At 57.6% G+C, this 19923-nt stretch carries 17 protein-coding genes; 6 read left to right on the forward strand and 11 right to left on the reverse strand.

The genetic code is table 11. From position 1 onward, the window contains the following. Positions 1-9 precede the first annotated feature (9 nt). The gene (locus Q4T40_18205; GenBank protein ID MDT8903172.1) at positions 10-1026 is read left to right on the forward strand and encodes a 3-oxoacyl-ACP synthase; all 1017 of its coding nucleotides are present in this window, start codon (positions 10-12) and stop codon (positions 1024-1026) included. Positions 1027-1043: 17 nt separating this feature from the next. Here the strand turns inward: Q4T40_18205 and Q4T40_18210 are convergent, their stop codons facing one another. The 3 genes from Q4T40_18210 to Q4T40_18220 all read right to left on the reverse strand — a co-directional run bounded on the left by Q4T40_18210 (position 1044) and on the right by Q4T40_18220 (position 4016). Then, on the reverse strand, positions 1044-2462 hold the full coding sequence (locus tag Q4T40_18210) for a hypothetical protein (protein MDT8903173.1): 1419 nt from the start codon (positions 2460-2462) through the stop codon (positions 1044-1046). Positions 2463-2564: 102 nt separating this feature from the next. Further along, complete coding sequence (locus tag Q4T40_18215; protein ID MDT8903174.1) at positions 2565-3455, reverse strand: hypothetical protein; 891 nt, start codon at positions 3453-3455, stop codon at positions 2565-2567. A gap of 3 nt (positions 3456-3458) precedes the next feature. Next, positions 3459-4016 carry an RNA polymerase sigma factor gene (locus Q4T40_18220; protein ID MDT8903175.1) on the reverse strand — a complete coding sequence of 186 codons (558 nt, stop codon included), beginning with the start codon at positions 4014-4016 and terminating at the stop codon, positions 3459-3461. A 255-nt stretch (positions 4017-4271) separates the two neighbouring features. Here Q4T40_18220 and Q4T40_18225 point away from each other — a divergent pair, with 255 nt between their 5' ends. Beyond that, on the forward strand, positions 4272-4505 hold the full coding sequence (locus Q4T40_18225; protein MDT8903176.1) for a hypothetical protein: 234 nt from the start codon (positions 4272-4274) through the stop codon (positions 4503-4505). Positions 4506-4582: 77 nt separating this feature from the next. Here the strand turns inward: Q4T40_18225 and Q4T40_18230 are convergent, their stop codons facing one another. Next, positions 4583-5308, reverse strand: a complete 726-nt coding sequence (locus Q4T40_18230; GenBank protein ID MDT8903177.1) for a glucosaminidase domain-containing protein — start codon at positions 5306-5308, stop codon at positions 4583-4585. Positions 5309-5416: 108 nt separating this feature from the next. Then, positions 5417-5956 carry a PilZ domain-containing protein gene (locus tag Q4T40_18235; protein MDT8903178.1) on the reverse strand — a complete coding sequence of 180 codons (540 nt, stop codon included), beginning with the start codon at positions 5954-5956 and terminating at the stop codon, positions 5417-5419. A gap of 230 nt (positions 5957-6186) precedes the next feature. Here Q4T40_18235 and Q4T40_18240 point away from each other — a divergent pair, with 230 nt between their 5' ends. After that, on the forward strand, positions 6187-7323 hold the full coding sequence (locus Q4T40_18240; protein ID MDT8903179.1) for an NAD(P)/FAD-dependent oxidoreductase: 1137 nt from the start codon (positions 6187-6189) through the stop codon (positions 7321-7323). Between the two features lie 572 nt (positions 7324-7895). Next, complete coding sequence (locus Q4T40_18245; GenBank protein ID MDT8903180.1) at positions 7896-8621, forward strand: methyltransferase domain-containing protein; 726 nt, start codon at positions 7896-7898, stop codon at positions 8619-8621. Between the two features lie 297 nt (positions 8622-8918). Here Q4T40_18245 and Q4T40_18250 read toward each other — a convergent pair whose 3' ends face one another. From Q4T40_18250 to Q4T40_18275, 6 genes are all read right to left on the reverse strand, one after another. Continuing rightward, a complete protein-coding gene (locus Q4T40_18250) occupies positions 8919-9518 on the reverse strand; it encodes a hypothetical protein (protein ID MDT8903181.1) in 600 nt (199 codons plus the stop codon). 346 nt (positions 9519-9864) lie between these two features. Further along, positions 9865-10272 carry a hypothetical protein gene (locus tag Q4T40_18255; protein MDT8903182.1) on the reverse strand — a complete coding sequence of 136 codons (408 nt, stop codon included), beginning with the start codon at positions 10270-10272 and terminating at the stop codon, positions 9865-9867. A gap of 815 nt (positions 10273-11087) precedes the next feature. Continuing rightward, entirely contained in the window at positions 11088-11723 is a 636-nt protein-coding gene (locus Q4T40_18260; GenBank protein MDT8903183.1) for a membrane protein, read from the reverse strand. A 447-nt stretch (positions 11724-12170) separates the two neighbouring features. Beyond that, the gene (locus Q4T40_18265; protein ID MDT8903184.1) at positions 12171-14321 is read right to left on the reverse strand and encodes an autotransporter outer membrane beta-barrel domain-containing protein; all 2151 of its coding nucleotides are present in this window, start codon (positions 14319-14321) and stop codon (positions 12171-12173) included. Continuing rightward, a complete protein-coding gene (locus Q4T40_18270) occupies positions 14318-15592 on the reverse strand; it encodes an autotransporter strand-loop-strand O-heptosyltransferase (protein MDT8903185.1) in 1275 nt (424 codons plus the stop codon). Before Q4T40_18270 ends, Q4T40_18265 begins: the two co-directional genes overlap by 4 nt. A 471-nt stretch (positions 15593-16063) precedes the next feature. Next, positions 16064-16933 carry a polyphosphate kinase 2 family protein gene (locus Q4T40_18275; GenBank protein MDT8903186.1) on the reverse strand — a complete coding sequence of 290 codons (870 nt, stop codon included), beginning with the start codon at positions 16931-16933 and terminating at the stop codon, positions 16064-16066. Positions 16934-17126: 193 nt separating this feature from the next. Here Q4T40_18275 and Q4T40_18280 point away from each other — a divergent pair, with 193 nt between their 5' ends. Further along, positions 17127-18461, forward strand: a complete 1335-nt coding sequence (locus tag Q4T40_18280; protein MDT8903187.1) for a GTP cyclohydrolase — start codon at positions 17127-17129, stop codon at positions 18459-18461. 230 nt (positions 18462-18691) lie between these two features. Next, complete coding sequence (locus Q4T40_18285) at positions 18692-19897, forward strand: amidohydrolase (protein MDT8903188.1); 1206 nt, start codon at positions 18692-18694, stop codon at positions 19895-19897. The last annotated feature ends 26 nt before the right edge of the window (positions 19898-19923 follow it).

Raw genomic sequence — 19923 nt, forward strand, 5'->3', positions numbered from 1 at the left:
GAGCGGAAGATGGACAACAACTTCGTCGGCATAAAAGACATACAAATCTACGTTCCCGAAACCGTTCAAGACAGCCGGGTAATCGCCGAAAAATCGGGCATCCCCTGCGAAACCATCGAGCAAAAATTCGGCATCAAGCAACGACACAAAGCCGGACCGGACGAACACGTCTCCGACATGGCCATCCAGGCCGCCCGCAAAATCCTTGCCGGCATCGACCCTGCCGACCTCGATCTTGTCGTGTACTGCGGCAGCGAATATAAAGACTATTACCTGTTCAACCTCGCCGCCAAAGTGCAGCACGCCATCGGCGCGAAAAACGCCAACGCCTTCGAAATCCATTCCCTCTGTTCGGCCGGCGTATTATCGCTCAATATCCTCAAAAGCATGATGCTCTGCAATCCCGAACTGCGCAACGTGCTGCTCGTCTCCTCCTCCAAGGAAACCGACCTCGTCGCTCTTGACAATCCCCGCGCCCGCTTCATGTTCAACTTCGGGGACGGCGCGGCCGCCGCCCTGCTGGTAAAAGGCCATCCCGCCAACCGGATTCTGGGGACCCACATGATCACCGACGGGCAGTTCGCCGAAGACGTCGCCTGCTACGGGGTCGGCTCCCGCAACTACTACCGGACGGAAACACTCGACTACCCGCAGCGCAACCTCGATGTCCGCGACCCCCAGTCGATGAAAGAGCGGCTCGACCCCGTCAGTCTGAACAACTTCCTCGCCGTGATCGCCAAGGCCGCGGAAAAAAGCGGCTACAGGGCCGCCGACATCAAGTTCATCGCGCCGATTTTCATGAAACGTTCTATCCTGACCCACATTCTCGACCACTTTGGCCTGACGGAGGATAACTCCTTCATCCTCGAAGACTACGGACACTGCCAATCGGCGGACGCCTATATCGCCCTTTCCGAGGCAGCCAGACTCGGCCGCCTGAAGGACGGCGACCTGGCCGTCATGCTGGGGGCGGGAACAGGCTATACCTGGGCGGCCACCGCCATCCTGTGGGGCATTCCGTCGTAAGCCGCCGACGGCGTCTTCTAGCGATTATGGGGATTGTGATTTATCGACACTTTGGTTTTGGCCAGTTCGTTGCCGCGCTGGTCAACGAAGGTCACATTCACGCCGCCCCACACATCGACATACTTGCGGTCGATAGCGACGTAGTCTGACGGAGCGGTAAGATTTCTGGTCTCCATCTCGCCCGGCTTGACGCTCCTGGTGCGCACAGTAACAGTCAGGGCGTTGCCGGTCAACGTCACCTTTTCGATACCGATCGCGTCGGCTCCGCCGCCGCTCCCCAGGTAAGCGAACAGGACCACTTTCTCGTCATAGTCGACAGCCTTCGCCCGGGCCAGGACCGCTTCAGGGATACGGCCGTCTTTTCCAGCCTGGGCGTAGTCGGTGATGACCGCCATCGCCATATCGCCCGGGTACGCGCCTTTGTACCAGTTCCAGCCTTTATATTCATCCGTTCGGAAAATCACCTTGCCGGCGGGCGGCTGCGGAACCGGCGCGGTAACCGGCCCGTCGACCCTGTAGGTCGTCCAGATCGCCCCGCCGCCGCCAAACGGCCGCACGACGATCATCTTGTAAACTTTATCCCCGTGCTTCACCGCCACGTCCACCTGCCCGTGTCGCGCAAGAGGGGTGGCGCTGCGCCTGTTGACAACGGTAAAGGTGTCGTCGTCACCAAAGCCGTAATAGCTCTTGCCTTCGCGTTTCGCCACCTCCAGCGGATCGAGGCGCCACTGGTCGCGGCCGGCATCAACCGCCTGCTGCCACTTTATGATTTTGGCGTAGTCGAGTCCTGCCACGCCTGGCCCCACATCGGGTTTTTCGTCGCGGACCACGGCCCTGACCTGGCGGACCGCGGCGACCTGCCATATATTATGCGTACCCGGACCTGCCGGCTGAATCAGCTTGACGAGAAAGAACCGGCTGTCGTGGCCGACCAGTACCTGAGCCTCGCCGGTTCCCGACCGCGCACCCTTGTAAAGCTGGGAAACGAGGGTAAAGGTATCGCGCTCGGCGGAAAAACCATAGTCGGCAGCGCTCCTCTTAACTACCTGGACGGGGTCGAGAAGCCAGGACTGACGGCCTTCGTCGGCCGTGGCCTGAAGCTTGCCCGCTTCACCCTCGTCGATCTTGATCACCTTGGTATCGTCGGCCGCGTCTTCGACAATTACCCGGGCCGTTTTACCGTCGGGCCCGGTAACGGCCGCTTCGCCGCCTACCTCCACAGTTGCGACCGCTTCGTCGGACTCCGTTTCGACCGCCGCCCGGACAGGCGCCGGCGCCGGTTCGGCATGGGCGACCGCCTCAAGCCGTTGGCCGTAACGCTGCGTGAAACCCAACCACTTGGCCGCCGCTTCGTCCGGCATGGCCAGCGTCGCCACCGCTCCCGCCAGCAGCGCCAGGGCGGCGATACTATAAGTAATCTTGCCGTATTTGTTCAAATTCCTCTACCTCCTCTTCAATTGACTGCACAGTCACATCATGTTATCAAACGTTCGCCGCCCGTAAAAAGTAACGGCGGAAAAAAAGGAAATCGCCCGGTCCTACTCCAGCGACCGGGCGATTTTCTGCAATTCGTCCTCCGGCAGATTTCCTTCCACCGTTACGACCATATCTTTGATAGTCACCGTCACCCGGTTGGCCTTACCCTTGGCGGCGCCATCAGGCGGGGCGACCGCCGCCGCGTGGGCGGACGCTTTTACCGCGTCCGGCGTCGCCGCCTTACGCTGGGTAATGACGATCGCCTCGTCACCGTGGCCGTAAACCCGGCGTACGGTTTCGGCTCCCTCATCCACCGCCGTTTTCTCCGGCTGACGGCCGGGCCAGGCGAGGAAGCCGCTCCCCGGTGGCGACGCCGGTTTCTCCGTTGCCGGCTCCGCCGTTTTCTCCGGAACCTTGGCCAGCATCGTCCGCGGCCCGCTCCGGCCGCTGCCGGCAGCGGCCCCCGGCGCCGACCCCTCCTGGGCGGGAAGGCTGTCCGCAACCTGCGGCGGCCGTTTTGCCGCCGCAGGCTCATTTTTGACCCTGCCGGCCTTAGCCGCCCCGGCGGCATTATCGGCCGCCGGCTGCGGAGCCGGTATGCTTTCGATCACGACACTACCGGCGGGCGGAAGGGTCATCTGCGGCTGAGGCGGTGCCGACGGGCCGAGGTTGAAGGCAAACACGAGCACCGCGGCTGCCGCGGTGCCGGCAGCCCCCGAGGTCAGCCACAGCCGGCGCCGTTTCCGCTTCGCGGCCAGTTCGTCGCCCACTTTGTCCACCAGCGCAGCCACCACGGCCGGCGGCGGGCCGGTCCGTTTGAGGAGAAGCGCCACGCGGGCCAGCTCCTTCGTCTCCTCGTCGCCGCCGGCGGGCATTTGGCCGCGGTTCAGCGCGTCGAGCGCCGCCGACAGTTCGGTAAGTTTCTCGTTTTCCTTAAGGCCTATCGTGTTCACCTCCTAGCCGCTGATCCCATGTTCCAGGAACAAGCGGCGCAAATTCTTCAAAGCCCGTTGCTGGAGCATCTTCACCGCCGCCTCCGACTTGCCCATCAGCTTGGCGGTTTCCTGGAGGGTCAAGGCGGCAAATATTCTCAGTTCCACCGCCTGACGCTGCTCGGCGGGCAGCATGGCCACCAGCCGTGCGATGTCCTCCCGCCGCTCCTTGGACAGCGCGCTGTCCTCCGGCAGCGGGGCAGGGTCGGCGAGCGGCTCCTGGAAGTCGGCCAGCGCAACGACCTGCGGCGACCGTCCCTTCCTGCGCCAGTGGTCGGTTATCAGGTTGAGAGCGATCCGGCCCAGATATGTTTTAAATGACGCGCCCGTCTCCCGGTAGCCCGGCAAAGCCCTAAACGCCTTCAGAAAAGTCTCCTGCGTTATCTCCTGGGCGTCCTCGCTGTTGGCGGTTTTAAGGCAGGCCAGCCGGAACACCGGCTGCCAGTACCGGGCAACAAGCGTCTCAAGCGCCGCCTTGTTTCCTTGCTGCGCCTGGTCTATGAGCATCTTCTCGTCCGACACCTCAACTCACCACCTGGAGAAACTGAACGCTTTTTCAATCTTCCCACCAGGCGGCGAAATCATGCTTGCGGGGCGTTCTTTTGCCAGTCATTCTCTTAAACGCCGCCCAAGCGGAAAAGTAACGCCGGGGAAGAAAAAAAGCAGCTTTTTTACGCTGCAAGGACACACTATAGTAAAGCGCGGTCCGGAAACGGCCGCGGCGGCAAAGCCGTGAAGCAGCGAAAACAACGGCGCGGCCTGGGGGGGAGGCGAACGATGGACTACGCGGCGGACATCGCAGCCGAGCTGGCGGTGCTTAGGCACCTAGGGTATTCCGAGCCTGATGTGGCGCGGGTTGTGGGCATTTATAGCGGTTATTTGAGCTGGGAGGGGTTGTCGCGAAACCAGCAGCGGCGGCTGGCGGCGGACCTTAAGAGGCACACCCGCATCGCCCGGCGGTGGTATTTCGCGGTGGCGGCGAGCGCGGAGTCGCCCCTGACAAATCACTGACATAATCTGACGTTTACCCTGACATTTTCCCTGACGTCAACCCTGGCGGATGGTCTGACAATGGCGCAGGCGACGGGCTATTGCCCGTCGCCTTTTATTTGGGCAACGATTTTAACGATTTTTTCGCCATAGCCGACCCCGGGTATGGCCCATTTTCCGCCGAGGCTCTCCCAGGTCGGGCACTGGGCGAAATAGCGGGGGATGGCGCGGACGAGGTTGTAGCGCGGGTCGATGATCGGTTTGAGCGGTTCGCGGGCGGTGGTGTAGGCGAGGAGGTGCTGGACGTGGGCCCGCACGCCGAGGCGGGCGGACTCGAACGTGGCGCCGCGAGGGCCGCCGCCGGTGGTGCCGATGCCGGCGAAGTTGTTTTGTGAGGGCAGCACGTCGCCGCCGAACCGGAAGTAGCCGGTTTCGAGGATGGCCTGGGCGAGGGCGAGGTCGGGACGGATGCCCTCATGGCCGGCTTCCTCCCAGTACAGGTTGACGAGTTCTTCCAAGGCGACGTTAATTTTGGGCATCGGGTTGTGGCGGCGGATAAAGGTCACCATCTGTTCCTTGGAAATCTCGGCCTGGCCGAAGATGGGGGTGTGGCCTTTGACGGCTTTGGCGGCCTGAGCCGGCGTAGGCTCCGGTTTCGGAGATTGTTTCAGGATGTTCATGATGCGGTCGTAGAAGCTTTGGCCGTTGGTCTGCGAGGCGGTTTGGGCCGCTCCGCCGGTCCTCTCGGGGGAGGCGTTGGCCGGGGAGCAGACGAGGAGCAGGGCGAGGCCCAAGATGCAGGTTAGCTGTCGCGCAGGCGGCATGGTTCACCTCAGGTAGTTTTTTGCGTAAACTGAATATTCCCTAAAGGCCGGCGATAATCCTGCCGGCCGCAAATTAATAAGCCGGGAGTTGCACCCGGCTTGTCGGCTTCACAGTTTGCGTCTGAGATCCTGGCGCGCGGGCCGGTACATGCGGCAGAAGCGTTTTCCGCAGCTTGGCTTGTAGCAGGCGCGGCAGGTTTCCTTGTCGGCGCAGTCGGCGCAGCGGCAGTTGATGCAGGTGATGGGCTGGTTGACGGGGCTGGCGTTTTCCTTCAGGGTATAGAAGGAGCTGGGCTGCGTGTCGCGCACCGAGGAGAGGGTGACGAATTTGATGATGTCTTCCTGGGTGACGGGGTTGATGGAGACGAACTGACAGCCGATGTCATAGGAGCCGGATTTGTTTTTGATCGAACGGACGACTTCTACAGTGCCCCGCACTTTGCGGTCGGCGAGCTGAAATACGAGGTCAAGCCTGGTGCCGACCGGGAGGGCGAATTTGCTTGTGTAACGCAGGCCGCCGGCGCTGATGTCTTCGAGGGGCAACGGATAGTTGCGCCGCAGACTTACGCCCTTGGGCGTGGTGAAGCCTACGGCGGTCATGATCGTTTTGAAGTTTATGCGGCGGAATTTACGCTGATTGGGGTTCACCGCGTTCACATCCCTCCGTGGCGTTTGCCGGTCCGTCCCTGGAAACCGGATATTTATCTGCTACTATATATTGTCGTAATCTGGGGAAAAATCTTAAGCGGAAATGCGGTCGATCTGCGACAAAAAAATGTAAATACGTCCTTATTATGGCATTTTTTCGTTGTTTGGCACTCAGGAAGGATACCGGGCGGATTATCGCGAAAAGAGTTGTATCCGAAGGGGGTGCGACATTGGAAAAACTTGATATCGCGATTGTCGGCGCGGGGGTCGTCGGCCTGGCCGTGGCGGCGGAAATCGCCCGCCGGCAGGACGAGCTGGCCACTATCGTCCTGGAGCGCCACGGTAAGTTCGGCCAGGACACTTCAAGCCGCAACAGCGAGGTAATCCATGCCGGGATGTATTATCCGACCGGCAGCCTGAAGGCGAAGCTGTGCGTGGCCGGAAACCGGCTGTTGTACGAGTTTTGCGAACAGCACGAGGTTCCTTTCCAGCGGATCGGCAAGCTGATCGTGGCCAGCGAGGCGGCGGAGATCGAGGCGATCGACGCGGTGTACGCCCAGGGCGTCGCCAACGGGGTGCCGGGGCTGACCAGGCTGGACGCCGCGGAGGCCAAGAAGCTGGAGCCGAATATAAAGGTGGAGACGGCGCTGTTTTCCGAGTCGACCGGCATCATCGACACCCACAAGCTGATGGCGCGGCTGGAACATCTGGCGACGGCCAATTACGCGATGCTGGCCTATAAGCATGAGGTGACCGGCATCAAGCCGGTGGCCGACGGCTACGAGGTTACCTTCCTGGGGCCGGACGGCCAGACGGACGCGATCGAATGCCGCTGGCTGATAAACTGCGCCGGGCTTTACGCGGACAAGATCGCGGCGATGTGCGGCATCGACACGGCCGCCGCCGGCTATGAGATCAACCCGGTGAAGGGCGAGTATTTCGCGGTGGGGATGGGCAAGTCGAAGCTTGTGAATCATCTTATCTACCCGCCGCCCCTCCACGGGCTGAAGGGCCTGGGGACGCACGTGACCAAAAGCCTCGACGGGCGGGCGCGCCTGGGGCCGAACGTGGTGAACGTGACCGACCGGGAGGACTATGACGTCGATCCGGAGCACCTGGAGGAGTTTTATCAGGCGGCGGCGGCCTACCTGCCGTTCATCGGGCGCGAGGACCTGGCGCCGGACATGGCGGGGGTACGGCCGAAGCTGAAATCCTCGAACGGGGCGGTGGTCGATTTCATCATCCGCCACGAGACGGAGCGGGGCCTGCCGGGACTCGTCAATCTGGTGGGCATCGAGTCGCCGGGGCTGACCGCCTGCCTGGCGATCGCCAACCATGTAGCCGATATCGTGGACGCGGGCCTATAAAGCTTCGCGCCAACAAAAAGGAGAGCACCGTTGCCGGTGCTCTCCTCGTTTTATTATCGGCGGGCGATATGCTGACTCGACAGTAAAGACGACGATTATTCCTTGCGTCCAGAACGCTTTTATCAGCAACCGGCTGCCGGTCTCTGGAAGGCCCGGAGGAGGGCTGGCGGCCACGCGCGCAGGGCCTAAGCGCAGCGGCTTAATGCTGGTCTCAGAGGCGAATGCCGTCTGGGATCTGCCGCAGGGCAAGTATTGTTACTTCGAACTTATGAGATCGAGAAGCAGACCTATAATATTAAGGGAACGTAGTATAATGCAATTTGCAAAATTCATAGTGCCATGATATAGTACCTTCAAGAAAGAAGGAGTGAATTGATGTCGGTCGTTCTGTAAGAGTTTAGGCTAAGGGCATTAAACGAGCAGTTGTACTGCTTTTATTTGTGTTGCCATAAACTGCCTTACAGATTGAACACGCATCCGTTACTTTAATGGTGTAATTTGTAGCGCAGTAGCATAAAACTGCGCTTTTTATTTTCTTTCTGTAAGGCTGAAAACGGAAAGGAAGAGTATATATGTATACATTCACAAACCAATTTATTTCTGATAATAATAACGTGGAGTTTTTGAAGGCCACTATGATGGGGCCGAATGCTATGCGGGTATCCGAGGAATTGGCGTCACACCTCAACATCAATGAGAATATGCGGATACTTGACCTCGGCTGCGGGTGCGGTCTTTCCACGCTTTTGTTAACAAAAAAATACGGTGCGTCTGTTTTCGCAGCCGACCTTTGGATTTCACCAACTGAGAATTATGAGCGGTTCCAATCCATCGGGATTGATGATAAGGCCGTTCCGATTTCCGTAGACGCGACCAAAGGGCTGCCTTTTGCAAACGGATATTTTGACCTGTTGTTTAGCGTGGATGCCTATCATTATTTCGGAGATACGGCGGAAATGCTCCCATCGATCATTCCTCTTATAAAAAAAGGCGGCTATGTCGCCGTGGCGGTTCCCGGATTAAAATATGAGTTTGGGGAAAATGTCCCGGAGGAAATGCGGCCGTTTTGGAATGACGATATAGAAAGAACCATACACTCTCTTGACTGGTGGAAGGAGCTATGGAGGGCGGAGAAGGGCATTGAAATGGTTGACATCCGCGAAATGGCTTGCTGCAAGCAGGCGTGGGATGAATGGCTTTCCGCATACCATCCCGTTGTTGCGGGAGACATAGAAATGATGAAAGCTGAAAACGGCAAGTATTTTAATCTCGTTCAGCTGATCGCTAAAGTCATCTAATATCTTTGCCTTTTTTCTTGTTCTTCTTAGCAATATAAGCCCTAAAAGAAAACAGGGCGGCGGCAGGATGCGTAAAGGATAAAGGCCCCTAAAAGCAAGCTTTTAGGGGCCTTTACATTACTTCTTCTCCGATTCCTTCCGGATAGTTTCGATCTTCTTATCGCTCCTCGTGTCACGTCCATCTAGATTCCTAACTGTTCCTGGAGGCAAACCACGGGTTTTTTCAAAATTACCTACGGTACAATCACTTCTTACTTTTCTTACCATATTTTTCACTCCACCATAACGATATTAGTCTTAGGCGCTTTTATTAATGGTTACGACCATATGGTTTAACACCTTAAGGATTTCTCTACTAGAAACAGGGATGATGTTTGAAAAATTGGTGCTGGATTTAGTACCTGTACTCAAGTCCCAGTAAGAAAACGTATCATACCCAGACGGCCAAGGGGGATTAATCTTAAAATACTGAGCCAGCCCCTTGAGTACCTGAAGTTCGCGCGTAATATTTTCCGGCCGACCAAAAGTGAGCGTGATAATTTCCGTTTTTTTGCTACTAATGAGATAGGGAACTGGAATAGATACTCCTCCACGAGGGCAAGACTGAAGATGCTTAGGAGCGACCCATATTTCCGCATCGGCAAAAGTCAGATTATAGTCTGGCTCCAAGGCCAGAAAAAAGCTCTTGGCATTCCTGAGGAATTTGGATGTCAGTCCACTCTTGCGCACTCGATCTTCATAGTGCAAAAACGGATTACTATTCTTCTGATAACAAACTTGTCTTACGATTTCAATCGTATCCCGGATAGATAGTATGTACAGTAAGCTTCTCCTCGGGCTATCACCCTTAGGGTATCCAAAAAAATCACGATAAACATTGTATACAGGAAACTTCATGAGCGACCTCCTCGAATTAATATTCGAATCTGCGTCGGCTCACAGTTTCGTTCATTCAGTGTAAGTTTTTTAGCGCGTATCTCCTTCCACACCGTATTGCAAAAAAGCGTGTTCGTATGGTAAAATACTTAATAGCTATTAACATTTTAGCCGACTCCTACGAGTCCACAACAGCCCTAAGTGGTGATTCTTGGGGCTGGAAGAAGCCAACGTTCCCGCGTTGGCTTCTTCTCTTTTTTGTCACTTACCATTATAACGAACGAACGTCTGGTCTGTCAACATCTTTTTCGTGATTCACGTCTCTCCTGCAAGCCTCATCATTTGCGTCGCGTCGCGCCATTACACTTTATTCATCAGTTTCATTGCCACCATCATCATTCGAATCCAACGGGCGTTTTAAATCAACAATTAAGGCTTTATTATCTTCATCCCAATACGAAAAATATCGTATTGCTCTACCAGTAAACATCTCTGAACTATCCTGAAAGTATCTCATTAAGAATCTAATGAAATCTTTATTATTAATACGCACATAGCCATTCTTTAATTTCGAAATAAACTCTATTTTATTGGGTTCACTTTCACTAGTTGGAATTACTCCTATAACCTGTTTTTCCTTATCGAACGCTAACACAATATAGTCAGGTTTGGACATTACTTCAACAGCAGCCCTACTAAAAGTCAGTCCGTATTCCGCTATAGATACCGTAATCGTTCCTAAACTAGGATTAAAGTATTCAAACTTAAACAACATTATCACCTCATTAACTTATTCACATATATTCACTTTTATATTTGCATTATATCATTAATCGTTTCAAAAAAACACATCTATACATCAATGTTCATTTTTTAAAGTTACATACACTCTTTTAAATTTGTCATAACAATTAAACGCTTAGTCCACTAACTAACAAAAGAATACTTTGCAATATATGTGTTCATTTGACTCCCTAACACATTTATAAGGGAATGGTTCCTTTATATCATGGCAGGTGGTCTTTTCTATATTATTAAATTCCAAAATCAGTCATACGCTTCCGGTTTCATCTTGTGGAGATACCCGAACCCTATCAAAACATATCAACAGCAAAAAGCCGCGTACTGCGCGGCTCTTCCGGATTTGCATAGTGGAGGCGAAGCAAGTCGGACCCTTCCCACTTGGCTGAGGATTGCGCCGCTGGCGCTTTGGGGTGAAGCCACGGAAGCGAGGCGGCGGCCGCTACTTGGCGAGAGAGCCGGTAACGGCAGCCGGCGCGAGCCAGGGACGGCGAGCGAGCCGCTATCTGTCAGGAGACAGTTAGCGGCGTACGGCTAGCTGTCGGCGACGAGCCTAGTAAGACCGCCGCCGTAGCGTGTGGCGAGCCACAAAGCACCAGAAGGCGCAGGCAAAAGGCTCAAGAGATCAATTAGCCCTCCAGGGACTTGCGGATGGATTCGAGCTCCCGCCTGCGCTCGGCGGTGATTTTCGGATAGGCCATGTGGAGGTCGTGTAGGGCATCGAATAAAGACTGGGGGACGGAGTTATTGACACACCTTTAGGTTGGAATGTCAGTTACCCCGTCCCCTTCACACTCGTTCACTAGATTGTCGCTTACTCATTAACGAATCATGGCGGATATCCTGGACCCGTTTACCCATGACGGTAAATGCTAGCTGTATCGAAGGCCCCAGCGTTAAGGCCACGATCAAGGTACCGATACCGATCGGCCCCCCTAGCAGATAACCGGCGGCAGCGACGCTCGTTTCAAGTATCGTCCTCACTTTCCACACCGGCCACCCGGTCTTGTGAATAGCCCCTACCATGAAGCTGTCCCTGGGGCCGGCGCCCAAAGCCGCCGTGAGGTAAAAATAGCTGCCCCAGCCAATGACCAGCACTCCCCCCAGCAACATCGCCAACTGTCCCGGCCAGAAAAGCGGAGCCGAAATCCAGGGGCTGGCCATAAACAGATCAATGAAAACCCCGATAAAATACATGTTGGCGATGGTCCCCCAGCCGGGATGGATCCCCATCAGTGCGCTCAGCGCAATAACGATTACCCCTGTAAGCTGGCTTACTTGTCCAAGGGTTAGAGGAAGATAATTGATCAATCCCAGGTGAAACGCATCCCACGGTCCTGTCCCCATATTACTTTTCACGGTTAAGACGATACCGAGTCCGAAAAGACAAAGACCAAAAAGCAAAGATACCATTCTGACAATCATTCCCACGACTCCCTTTAGTCAGCCGGAAATAGGCTTGCGCCAGTTTCCGATTAATCATAATCATACCTGGTAGAAAAACCATCGTAAACATCCAATCTATAATTTGCGCGAAATAATTGGCTATCAGAAGGGGAAACTGCAAATGGGCAAGAGCGTTAGCATTGCTCAACCGGCACCCGGACGAATAAATATAGACTATATACACGATTAAATAAGCGCGCAATACAAAAGATGACCTGTATGCCGCAGGTCATCTTTTGTATTGGCGTAAAACAAAGAAAGCAGGGAAGACGAAGAATATTTCCGGATTTGGTTGGTGGCGGCGAGGGGAGAGCTAGCAAATCCCCCTAAAACAGGAATGCGCACGAGCCTTCCCGGCTGGAAATCGGTCGCTGCCGGCCCGCCAACCCCTCCACAAAAGCTCCCGAACCCGGCTTTTCTGCTTTCTCAAAACTTCCAGCGGCAGCCGAGGTTGAAGCCCCACTCCTTGCTGACAGCCGTGCCCCAGGATTTTTCGGCATCAATGAATAGCTGATAATGCTTTTTATCCTCGACAAAGCCGATGCCAGTCACCCACTGGTGACCCTTAAGATTTGAGTCAAAAGCTGCGCCGTCGACCCTCGTGGTGCTCTCGCCCTTGTACTCGTTAACCCATGACACCTTGCCGTACACCTGCCGGGTCGCCCCGTCGGCGCCCTTCCAACTGCGGCCCGCGGTGACACCCAGTCTGAGCTGCAGCGACTGCGCAGCCGGCGTGTCCACCGGCAGGCCATTGGCCGTGGTGTACGATGCTTTACCCGCCCACAAGGCCCCCAGTTCAGCCGCCGGCTCGATATAGGTGCCGTTTCCTTTATCGAACCGTTTGCCGATCTCGGCTGACAGGCCGAAACCGGTATTGCGGTAAGAACCGCTGTCGCTCGCCGTGTTGAAGCGGTTGCTGAACCAATTGTACTTGCCGATGATGTCGACGAAGTTGCCGTCGTCCCTGAGCCAGCTGACATAGGCCCCGGCGTAGTTGCTGTCCGTGGTGCCGCTGCCGCCGGCATTATAAGTGGCGTCACTCCTGCCTTTGCCAAGGACGAACCCGGTGTATTTTTTGCCGCCGGTAAAGGACTGAGGGTTGTCCTTGCCCACCTCGAGGCCGCGCATGATCAGGCTGGCGTCGCCGGAGACACCGGGCTTAACGGTAAATTTGCTGGCGTAGGCGCGAGCCCAAACGTCGTCGGAAGACTGGCTGCCCATGCGCAGGTCACCCATGCGTTTTTTGATTTCGTTCATTTCTCCGTACCACGCAATTATCGTGCCGGCGGATAGGCTCATGGCCGCTTGCGAGGTGGCGGAGGGACCGGGATATGCGAAATAATAGTCCTCGGCATCTAAAGAGGCGGACAGATATGATCCTTTGACCACCGTGTAGCGGTAAGCGCCCACGTCGCCGCCGCCGGTGAAGGTCGCAGTGCTGCCGCCCGGCAGGTCGACGACCTTTGCGATCTGTCCTGAGCCGGTTGCTCCGCCGGTATCGGTGATATAGAGCCGATGGCTGCCGTTGGCTGTGCCGGTGACGGTGATGGTGTCGGCATAGCCGCTGGCCAGATTGGTGTAGAGGCTGAAACTGCCGGAGCCGGACAGTGTGCTGAGGTTGAGGCGGCGGCCGGCGGTGGGGCCGGGAGAGAAGGTCAGCGCGCCTCCGCTGAGGGCCAGGTTGGCAAGGGTGAACGTGCCAGTGGCGCCGCTGAGGTTGATGGCGCCGCTGTTGTTTACGGTGCCGCCCACGTTCGAGCCGGCGGCGAGGATGACAGTGCCAGCGCTTTGCACGTTAACGGTGTTGCCGTTGCCCCCCACCGCCAGGCCGTTTACCGTGCCGCTGGCGACGGTCATGGTGTTGGCGGTGCCGTTTAGGACGACGCCGGCGACGGCGGCATTGCCGGTGACGTTCACCTGGCCGGAGGCGCCGGTGAGAGCCAGGGCGGCGGTGCCGCCGGTGACGGTGCCGCCGGCGATGTTGACGACATTGGCGGTGCCGCTGTCGGCTATGCCGTAGGTGCCGCCGGTGACAGTCCCGCCATTGATGGTGACGACGTTGGCGGCGCCGCCGCTGATGCCGACACCGGCCACGCCGCCGGTCACGGTGCCGGCCAGAGTCGCCGTACTGGAGCTAACATTGTTGAAAGAGACTCCATCCGTCGCGCCGGAAAGCTTGCCGCCCGGGTAGACAGTTAAGGTCGATTGATCAGCATTTACGTCAACTGCCACCCCCGCCGCATTGATAACGCTCCCGCTACCGGCTACAGACAGCGTCTGCCCTCCTCCAATCCATACAATTCCCTCATTTACTGTCCCGACGACTGTAGCAGTACTACTCAATGTTATCGCGGCACAGGCAGTGGAAAACAACAGGCTGTCCAGAATCTGGCCGCCCCGGGCCAGGCCCGCCTGCCAGGCGGCGTCCACCTCCTGCCGCCGGGACGGCGGCAGTTCGGCTAAGGAAGCGGCCGCAGGGACGGCCAGGGGGGCTAGGCTGCCGAGGGCATTGACAACGGCTAGCAGAGCAGACACCTTCTGTTGGCGGCTCAGGCGGCGTTTCTCGCTTTTTTTCATCTTGGTATCTCCTCTCTCTTAGGCTCAAAGCCGTGGTCGGCCATCAGCCGGTCGATGACGCTGTTGACCGCCTCGGGGGTGATGGCCCGGGTGCATTCGAACTGGCGGTCGGTGTCCTTGTGGCGGGGGCACCAGGCGAAGTCCTCGTGATCGAATTCGAGGGCCCCGTCGGAAAAGCAGCTGTTGCAGACATGGTAGTTGATAATCCGGTAGGGAGTGAAGAACTCCATGGTGGGCAGGCTGAAGCCGCTGATAAGGACGACAGGCTTGCCGGCGGCCCAGGCCAGCCAAGAGAGGCCGCTGGCCAGGCCGACAAAGAAGTCGGCGTGATAGAGGAGATCGACCCGCTCGGTGAGGGGCTTGTCGCCGGTGAAGTCCTCGGCCCCGTAGGGGATGGTGTTCCAGCGGCTGCCGCGGCCGTGCAGTGGTTCCCGGTCGATGCACAGCACCCGGTAGCCGCGCTCTTTCAGGTGTTTGACGGTGTTCATCCAGCCGGCGGGATTGTTCCAGTACTTGGCCTGAGCGGTGGACTGACTGGCGATGCAGACATAGGGCTCGGGGACGGGTCGCTCCAGGCAGCGAGGGGCGGCAACCGGCCGCACTTCCTCCGGCGGCAGGCCCAAAAGGTAGGGAATGGTTCTCTGAAGGCCGACGCTCCGCCAGTCCACCGGCTGGTGGTCCCGATCGCCACCGGGGAAGACCCCCAGGTAGTAGGAGGCGTAGACGCCATCCGGCCGCTCGTCCGGGCCGACAAAATGCAGATCGGGGTACGACGGGGCGAAGACTTCGGCCAGGTGTTTCTCCATGGCGCAGTAGACCTGGCAGTCATGAGTGTGCTTGAAGACCTGGGCATAGGGAAACCAGGCGATGGCATCCCCCAATGTGCCCACCGGGAACTGGATAAGCACCTTTTTGCCGGCAGGGCTATAGTCGTGGGAGAAGATCAGCCGGTCGCCCCGGTACACCTCCAGGCCGAAGTTGACGAAGTATTTTTTTGTGCTGATGGCGTAATCGCCGGAAACGATATTGTCGAAAAGGGTGACGCGGGCGTCCCGGTCGATAAACCGCACCCGCCAGTCGCCTTCCGGAACCTTGACCCTGAGCCCATAGTTAAAGTCAAACGCCAGGCCGGCGACGTCGGTTTTGCAGGTCAGCGGCCCGGGGGATATATTTAAGTAAGCCTTCTGGCCAGAGCGGACACCGGCCGGACCGCCTTGTACCCGCGTCAGGAGCTTGCTTTCATCTTGGGGTGTAGCCTGTATATCGCTCATCGTCTTCGCTCCTCCTGTGGTTCCTCCTTAATTATCCGCATCAGTAAAAAGCCTTTTGCGCCTACTGCTTGCATTGATGGGGCGTTTTTTACACTATTCGGTAAAAAAAAACCTACTTCCTGCTTGTTCCTACTCCCGGACGGCTTAGCCCAGCGAGTCGCCAGCCGCCTGCACCTCAGACCTTCCAGCCGCTGCTAGGTCTCCTCGCCCCCCGCCTACCACAGGCCGGCGCCGCATATGCCGATCTCCAGTCCTTCTCTGGTCACGGTCCTGCCGCCCCCGGTCGCCGGCAGGCCGTCGGCGCATACCGCCACTTGCAGCGACCTATACCTCTCACTTTGTCCATCAACGCCGCTGCAGCGTGTGGCGAACCCAAACTGGCCAGCAAAGGCGCAGGCAAAAGGCTCAAAGCGATGAAAAACCCGGCCTCGTTAAGACCGGGTTTTAGGTATGGGTGGGATGCGGCTTTTATCAGCCCTCGAGGGACTTGCGGATGGATTCGAGCTCCCGCCGGCGCTCGGCGGTGATTTTCGGATAGGCCATGTGGAGGTCGTCGAGGGCATCGACGATGATCTGCGAAACGATCAGCCGCGCGTTGCGCTTATCGTCGGCCGGCACTACGTACCAGGGGGCGTGCCGCGTGCTCGTCGCCTGCAGGCATGCCTCGTAGGCTTCTTTGTAGTCGTCCCAGTAGCGCCTTTCGGTAATGTCGGCGGGGCTGAGCTTCCAATTCTTGTCCGGGTCGTCGATGCGTTCGAGGAAGCGCCGCCGCTGCTCTTCGTGCGACAGGTGGAGATAGAACTTGATAACCCGGGTGCCGTTGCGGTGGAGGTGCCCTTCGAAGTCGACGATGGAGCGGTAGCGCTCCTCCCAGATGCTTTTCTCGTCGAGCAGTTCGTCGGGGAGCCCCTGGTTTTGAAGGAGCGCGGGGTGGACGCGGACCACGAGCACGTCTTCGTAGTAGGAGCGGTTGAAGATGCCGATCCGCCCGCGCTCCGGCAGGCGGCACGCCGCCCGCCAGAGGAAATCGTGCTTCAGTTCTTCGCTGCTGGGCTGTTTGAAGCTGAATACCTCGCAGCCCTGCGGGTTTACCCCGGTCATGACATGGCGGATGGTGCCGTCCTTGCCGGCGGCGTCCATGCCCTGGAAGATCAGCAATAAGGCGTAGCGGCCGGACGCGTAATGAAGGCGCTGCAGCGAGCACAGGCCTTTGACATGTTTTTCGAGCAGGTCTTCGTATTGTTCTTTGGATTCGTAATAGGGCCTGACGAGCGTCGGCCACTTCCCGAGCCTGACTTTATCGCCGGGCGGTACAAGAAAATCGGCGGCAGCAATTTTCACCGTTATCTCCTCCATTTCTTAAAATAGCCGGCGCTCTTTGCAACCTGACAAGAAGACTTATGCGACTCTTTCCCCGCAAAGGCGGGGATTTCCTCTATTTCCAGGTGCCGGGAGTGCGCTGCACGAACGGAACAGCCTTCCCGCAAGTGGCCTGCCTATGGTATAATTGCGGTGATAAAAGGGGAGGAGCGTGGTGCAATTGAATAAAAACAGGCTCGCAGTCGTAGGCCCGGCCGATTCAGTTGCACTGATCAGCGAGGTCGCTCAGGAGCGCGGCTCGCAGCTCAAGGTGTTCCCGATTATTTACCAGGATGCGTCGGAGGTGCCGGAAATACTCCGGCGCTACGATAACGAGATCGATTTTTGGCTGTTTTCCGGCAAGGTGCCGTATTGCCGCGCGGTTATTTCCGGGAACACGCAAAAGCCTTTGTACTATATTCCCCACACCGGCTCCAGCCTTTATCGCGTGCTTGTGCAGATCGCCAATAGCGAGAAGCTGCCGATAAACAATATCAGCTTCGATACCTTTAGCAAGAAGGAGATCGAGGAGGCCTTCGCCGATATATCCCCGGATATCCCGCGGTTTTATCTGCTGGAATACGACGGGGTCATTTCGGCCGGCGATGTGGCCGACTATCACTATGAGCTGTGGAAAAGCGGCAAGATCGAGGCGGCCGTGACGTGCTTTTTGTCGAGCTATCAGAAGCTGCGGGGGCTGGGGGTGCCGGCGTTCCGCATCTGGCCGACCAGGGACACCATCCGGACGATGCTGTCGGTCGCGATCAGCGAGGTGGAGGCATCCCGGTTCAAGGGCGGCCAGATAGCGATTCAGCATATCGCGATCGACGGCTATGAGGATTTTATCCGCGAGTCGGCTTCGAACTATGCCGCCAAGCGGACGGAAATGCGGCTTTATGAGCTGCTGCTCAATTATACCGAGGCGGTGAAGGGCTCGATCATCCTCCACGGTAACGGGCAGTACACCATTTATTCCACCCGGGGGGTGGTGGAGGAGCTTACCCGCCAGTTTACGGTGATGCCGATTTTGGATGATGTCACCCGCGAGCTGGTGGTCGGGGTGAGCGGCGGGATCGGCTTCGGCTCGACCGCGTATGCGGCGGAGGAGAACGCCCATATCGCGCTGGGGCTGGCCCAGCGGGCCGGAAAAGGCAAATGGATGGTCGTGCTCGACGATAAAACGGTGTGCGGGCCGCTCAATTCGGCAACCCATCTGCGCTATTCGCTCCGCGCCGACGAACCGGCTTTCCGCGAGCTGGCCGCCAAGCTGAATGTCAGCGCGACTACCGTGAACCGTATTTTCGCGGCCTGCGACAAGCTGGACCACGCGACGGTAAATGCCGACGATCTGGCTCCTTATCTGGGCATAACGCCCCGCAGCACCCGCCGCCTGCTCGCCAGCATGGTGGCGAACGGGCTGGCCGAGGTGGCGGGCGAGGAAGGCTTCGGCAAGGGACGGCCGCGCAAGCTGTATAATGTAAATCTGGACAGACTGCTCCCGCGGCCTTAGGGATGGAGGCCGGGCAAAATTTTTTCGCGGATTAATTTAGGAAATGACTTTAAATTGCCTAAAATATATTGTATAATCGGTGATATCAAGAATATATTTTACTACGAGTCAAAAGCGATGGAGCTTTGCACTAACTGCAAAACTCCATTTTTTTCTTTCGGCATTAAAGGATAAGTCCAAAAATGGCCGAATATAAAGGGCATGAGACAATTTGCGAAAGGTGATTTCGAATGCGTGACAATATTTTAGGGAAGAGCCTCGAAAGCCTGGTGACCGAGCTGCGGCGGGATTTCCACCGGCATCCCGAGCTGAGCGGCGAGGAGAAGAGGACGGCGGCGGTGATCGCGGACTGTCTGCGGCAGCTGGGGATCGCGGCCGAGACTTTTGGGACCCACCATGGCGTGGGCGGCGTGATTACCGGCGGAAAGCCGGGGCCGACGGTCGCTTTGCGGGCGGATATGGACGCCCTGCCCATCCAGGAGGAGCCGGATGCGCCGTACCGGTCGCTGACGCCGGGCGTTATGCACGCCTGCGGCCATGACGCGCATATGGCGATGCTGCTGGGGGCGGCGGCGCTGCTGGTCCGAAACCGGGAAAGCCTGGCGGGAACGGTGAAGCTTGTTTTCCAGCCGGCCGAGGAGGCCAATCCCGTCGGCGGCGCGCAGTTAATCCTGCGGGAGGGGTTTTTGGACGATGCGGCGGCGATTTTCGGGCTGCACGTGTGGCCGGATTTGCCTACCGGCCATGTCGGCGTGAAGCCGGGCGCCCTTATGGCGGCCTCGGACCGCTTTACGGTGAGGATAATGGGCAAGGGGGCCCACGCCGGCCAGCCCCACCAGGGGGTGGATGCGATCACGGTCGGCGCGGCGGTTATCAATTCGTTCAGCCACCTTATCAGCCGCCAGACGAATCCGGTCGATACGGCTACCCTGTCCATCGGCTCCATCCATGGCGGCGAACGGTACAACGTTATCGCCAGAGAGGTGGTAATGGAAGGGACGATCCGGACGCTGGACGAGGCGACGCGCCGCGAGATACCCGCTCAGATGAAGAAGCTGCTGGCCGGGATCGCGCAGGCTTATGGGGCCACTTTCGCGCTGGACCACCAGCCGGGTTATCCGGTGCTGAACAACTGGAGCGGGCCGACTCGGACGGTGATCGACGCCGCGTGCCGGGTGGCGGGGAAGGAACAGGTCCATACCGATGTCAAGCCTGAACTCGGGGCGGAGGATTTCGCCAATTATCTCACGCGCATTCCAGGAGCATTTTTCTGGCTGGGCTGCAGCGCCGCGGGGGAAAAAGCCGCCGCGTTGCATAATTCCGGTTTTTGCCTTGACGAGGCGGCCTTGCCGGTAGGCGCAAAGCTCCTTTATCAGATTGCCGTCGACGCTCTCGCGGGCTGTCGGGGCGCAGGGGGTGATGGCTCGGCCGCGTAGGGGCAGGAGTACTCAAAATATGGATT

The sequence above is a fragment of the Selenomonadales bacterium 4137-cl genome, from assembly GCA_032334055.1.
Lineage (GTDB): Bacteria > Bacillota > Negativicutes > Sporomusales > UBA7701 > Anaeroselena > Anaeroselena agilis.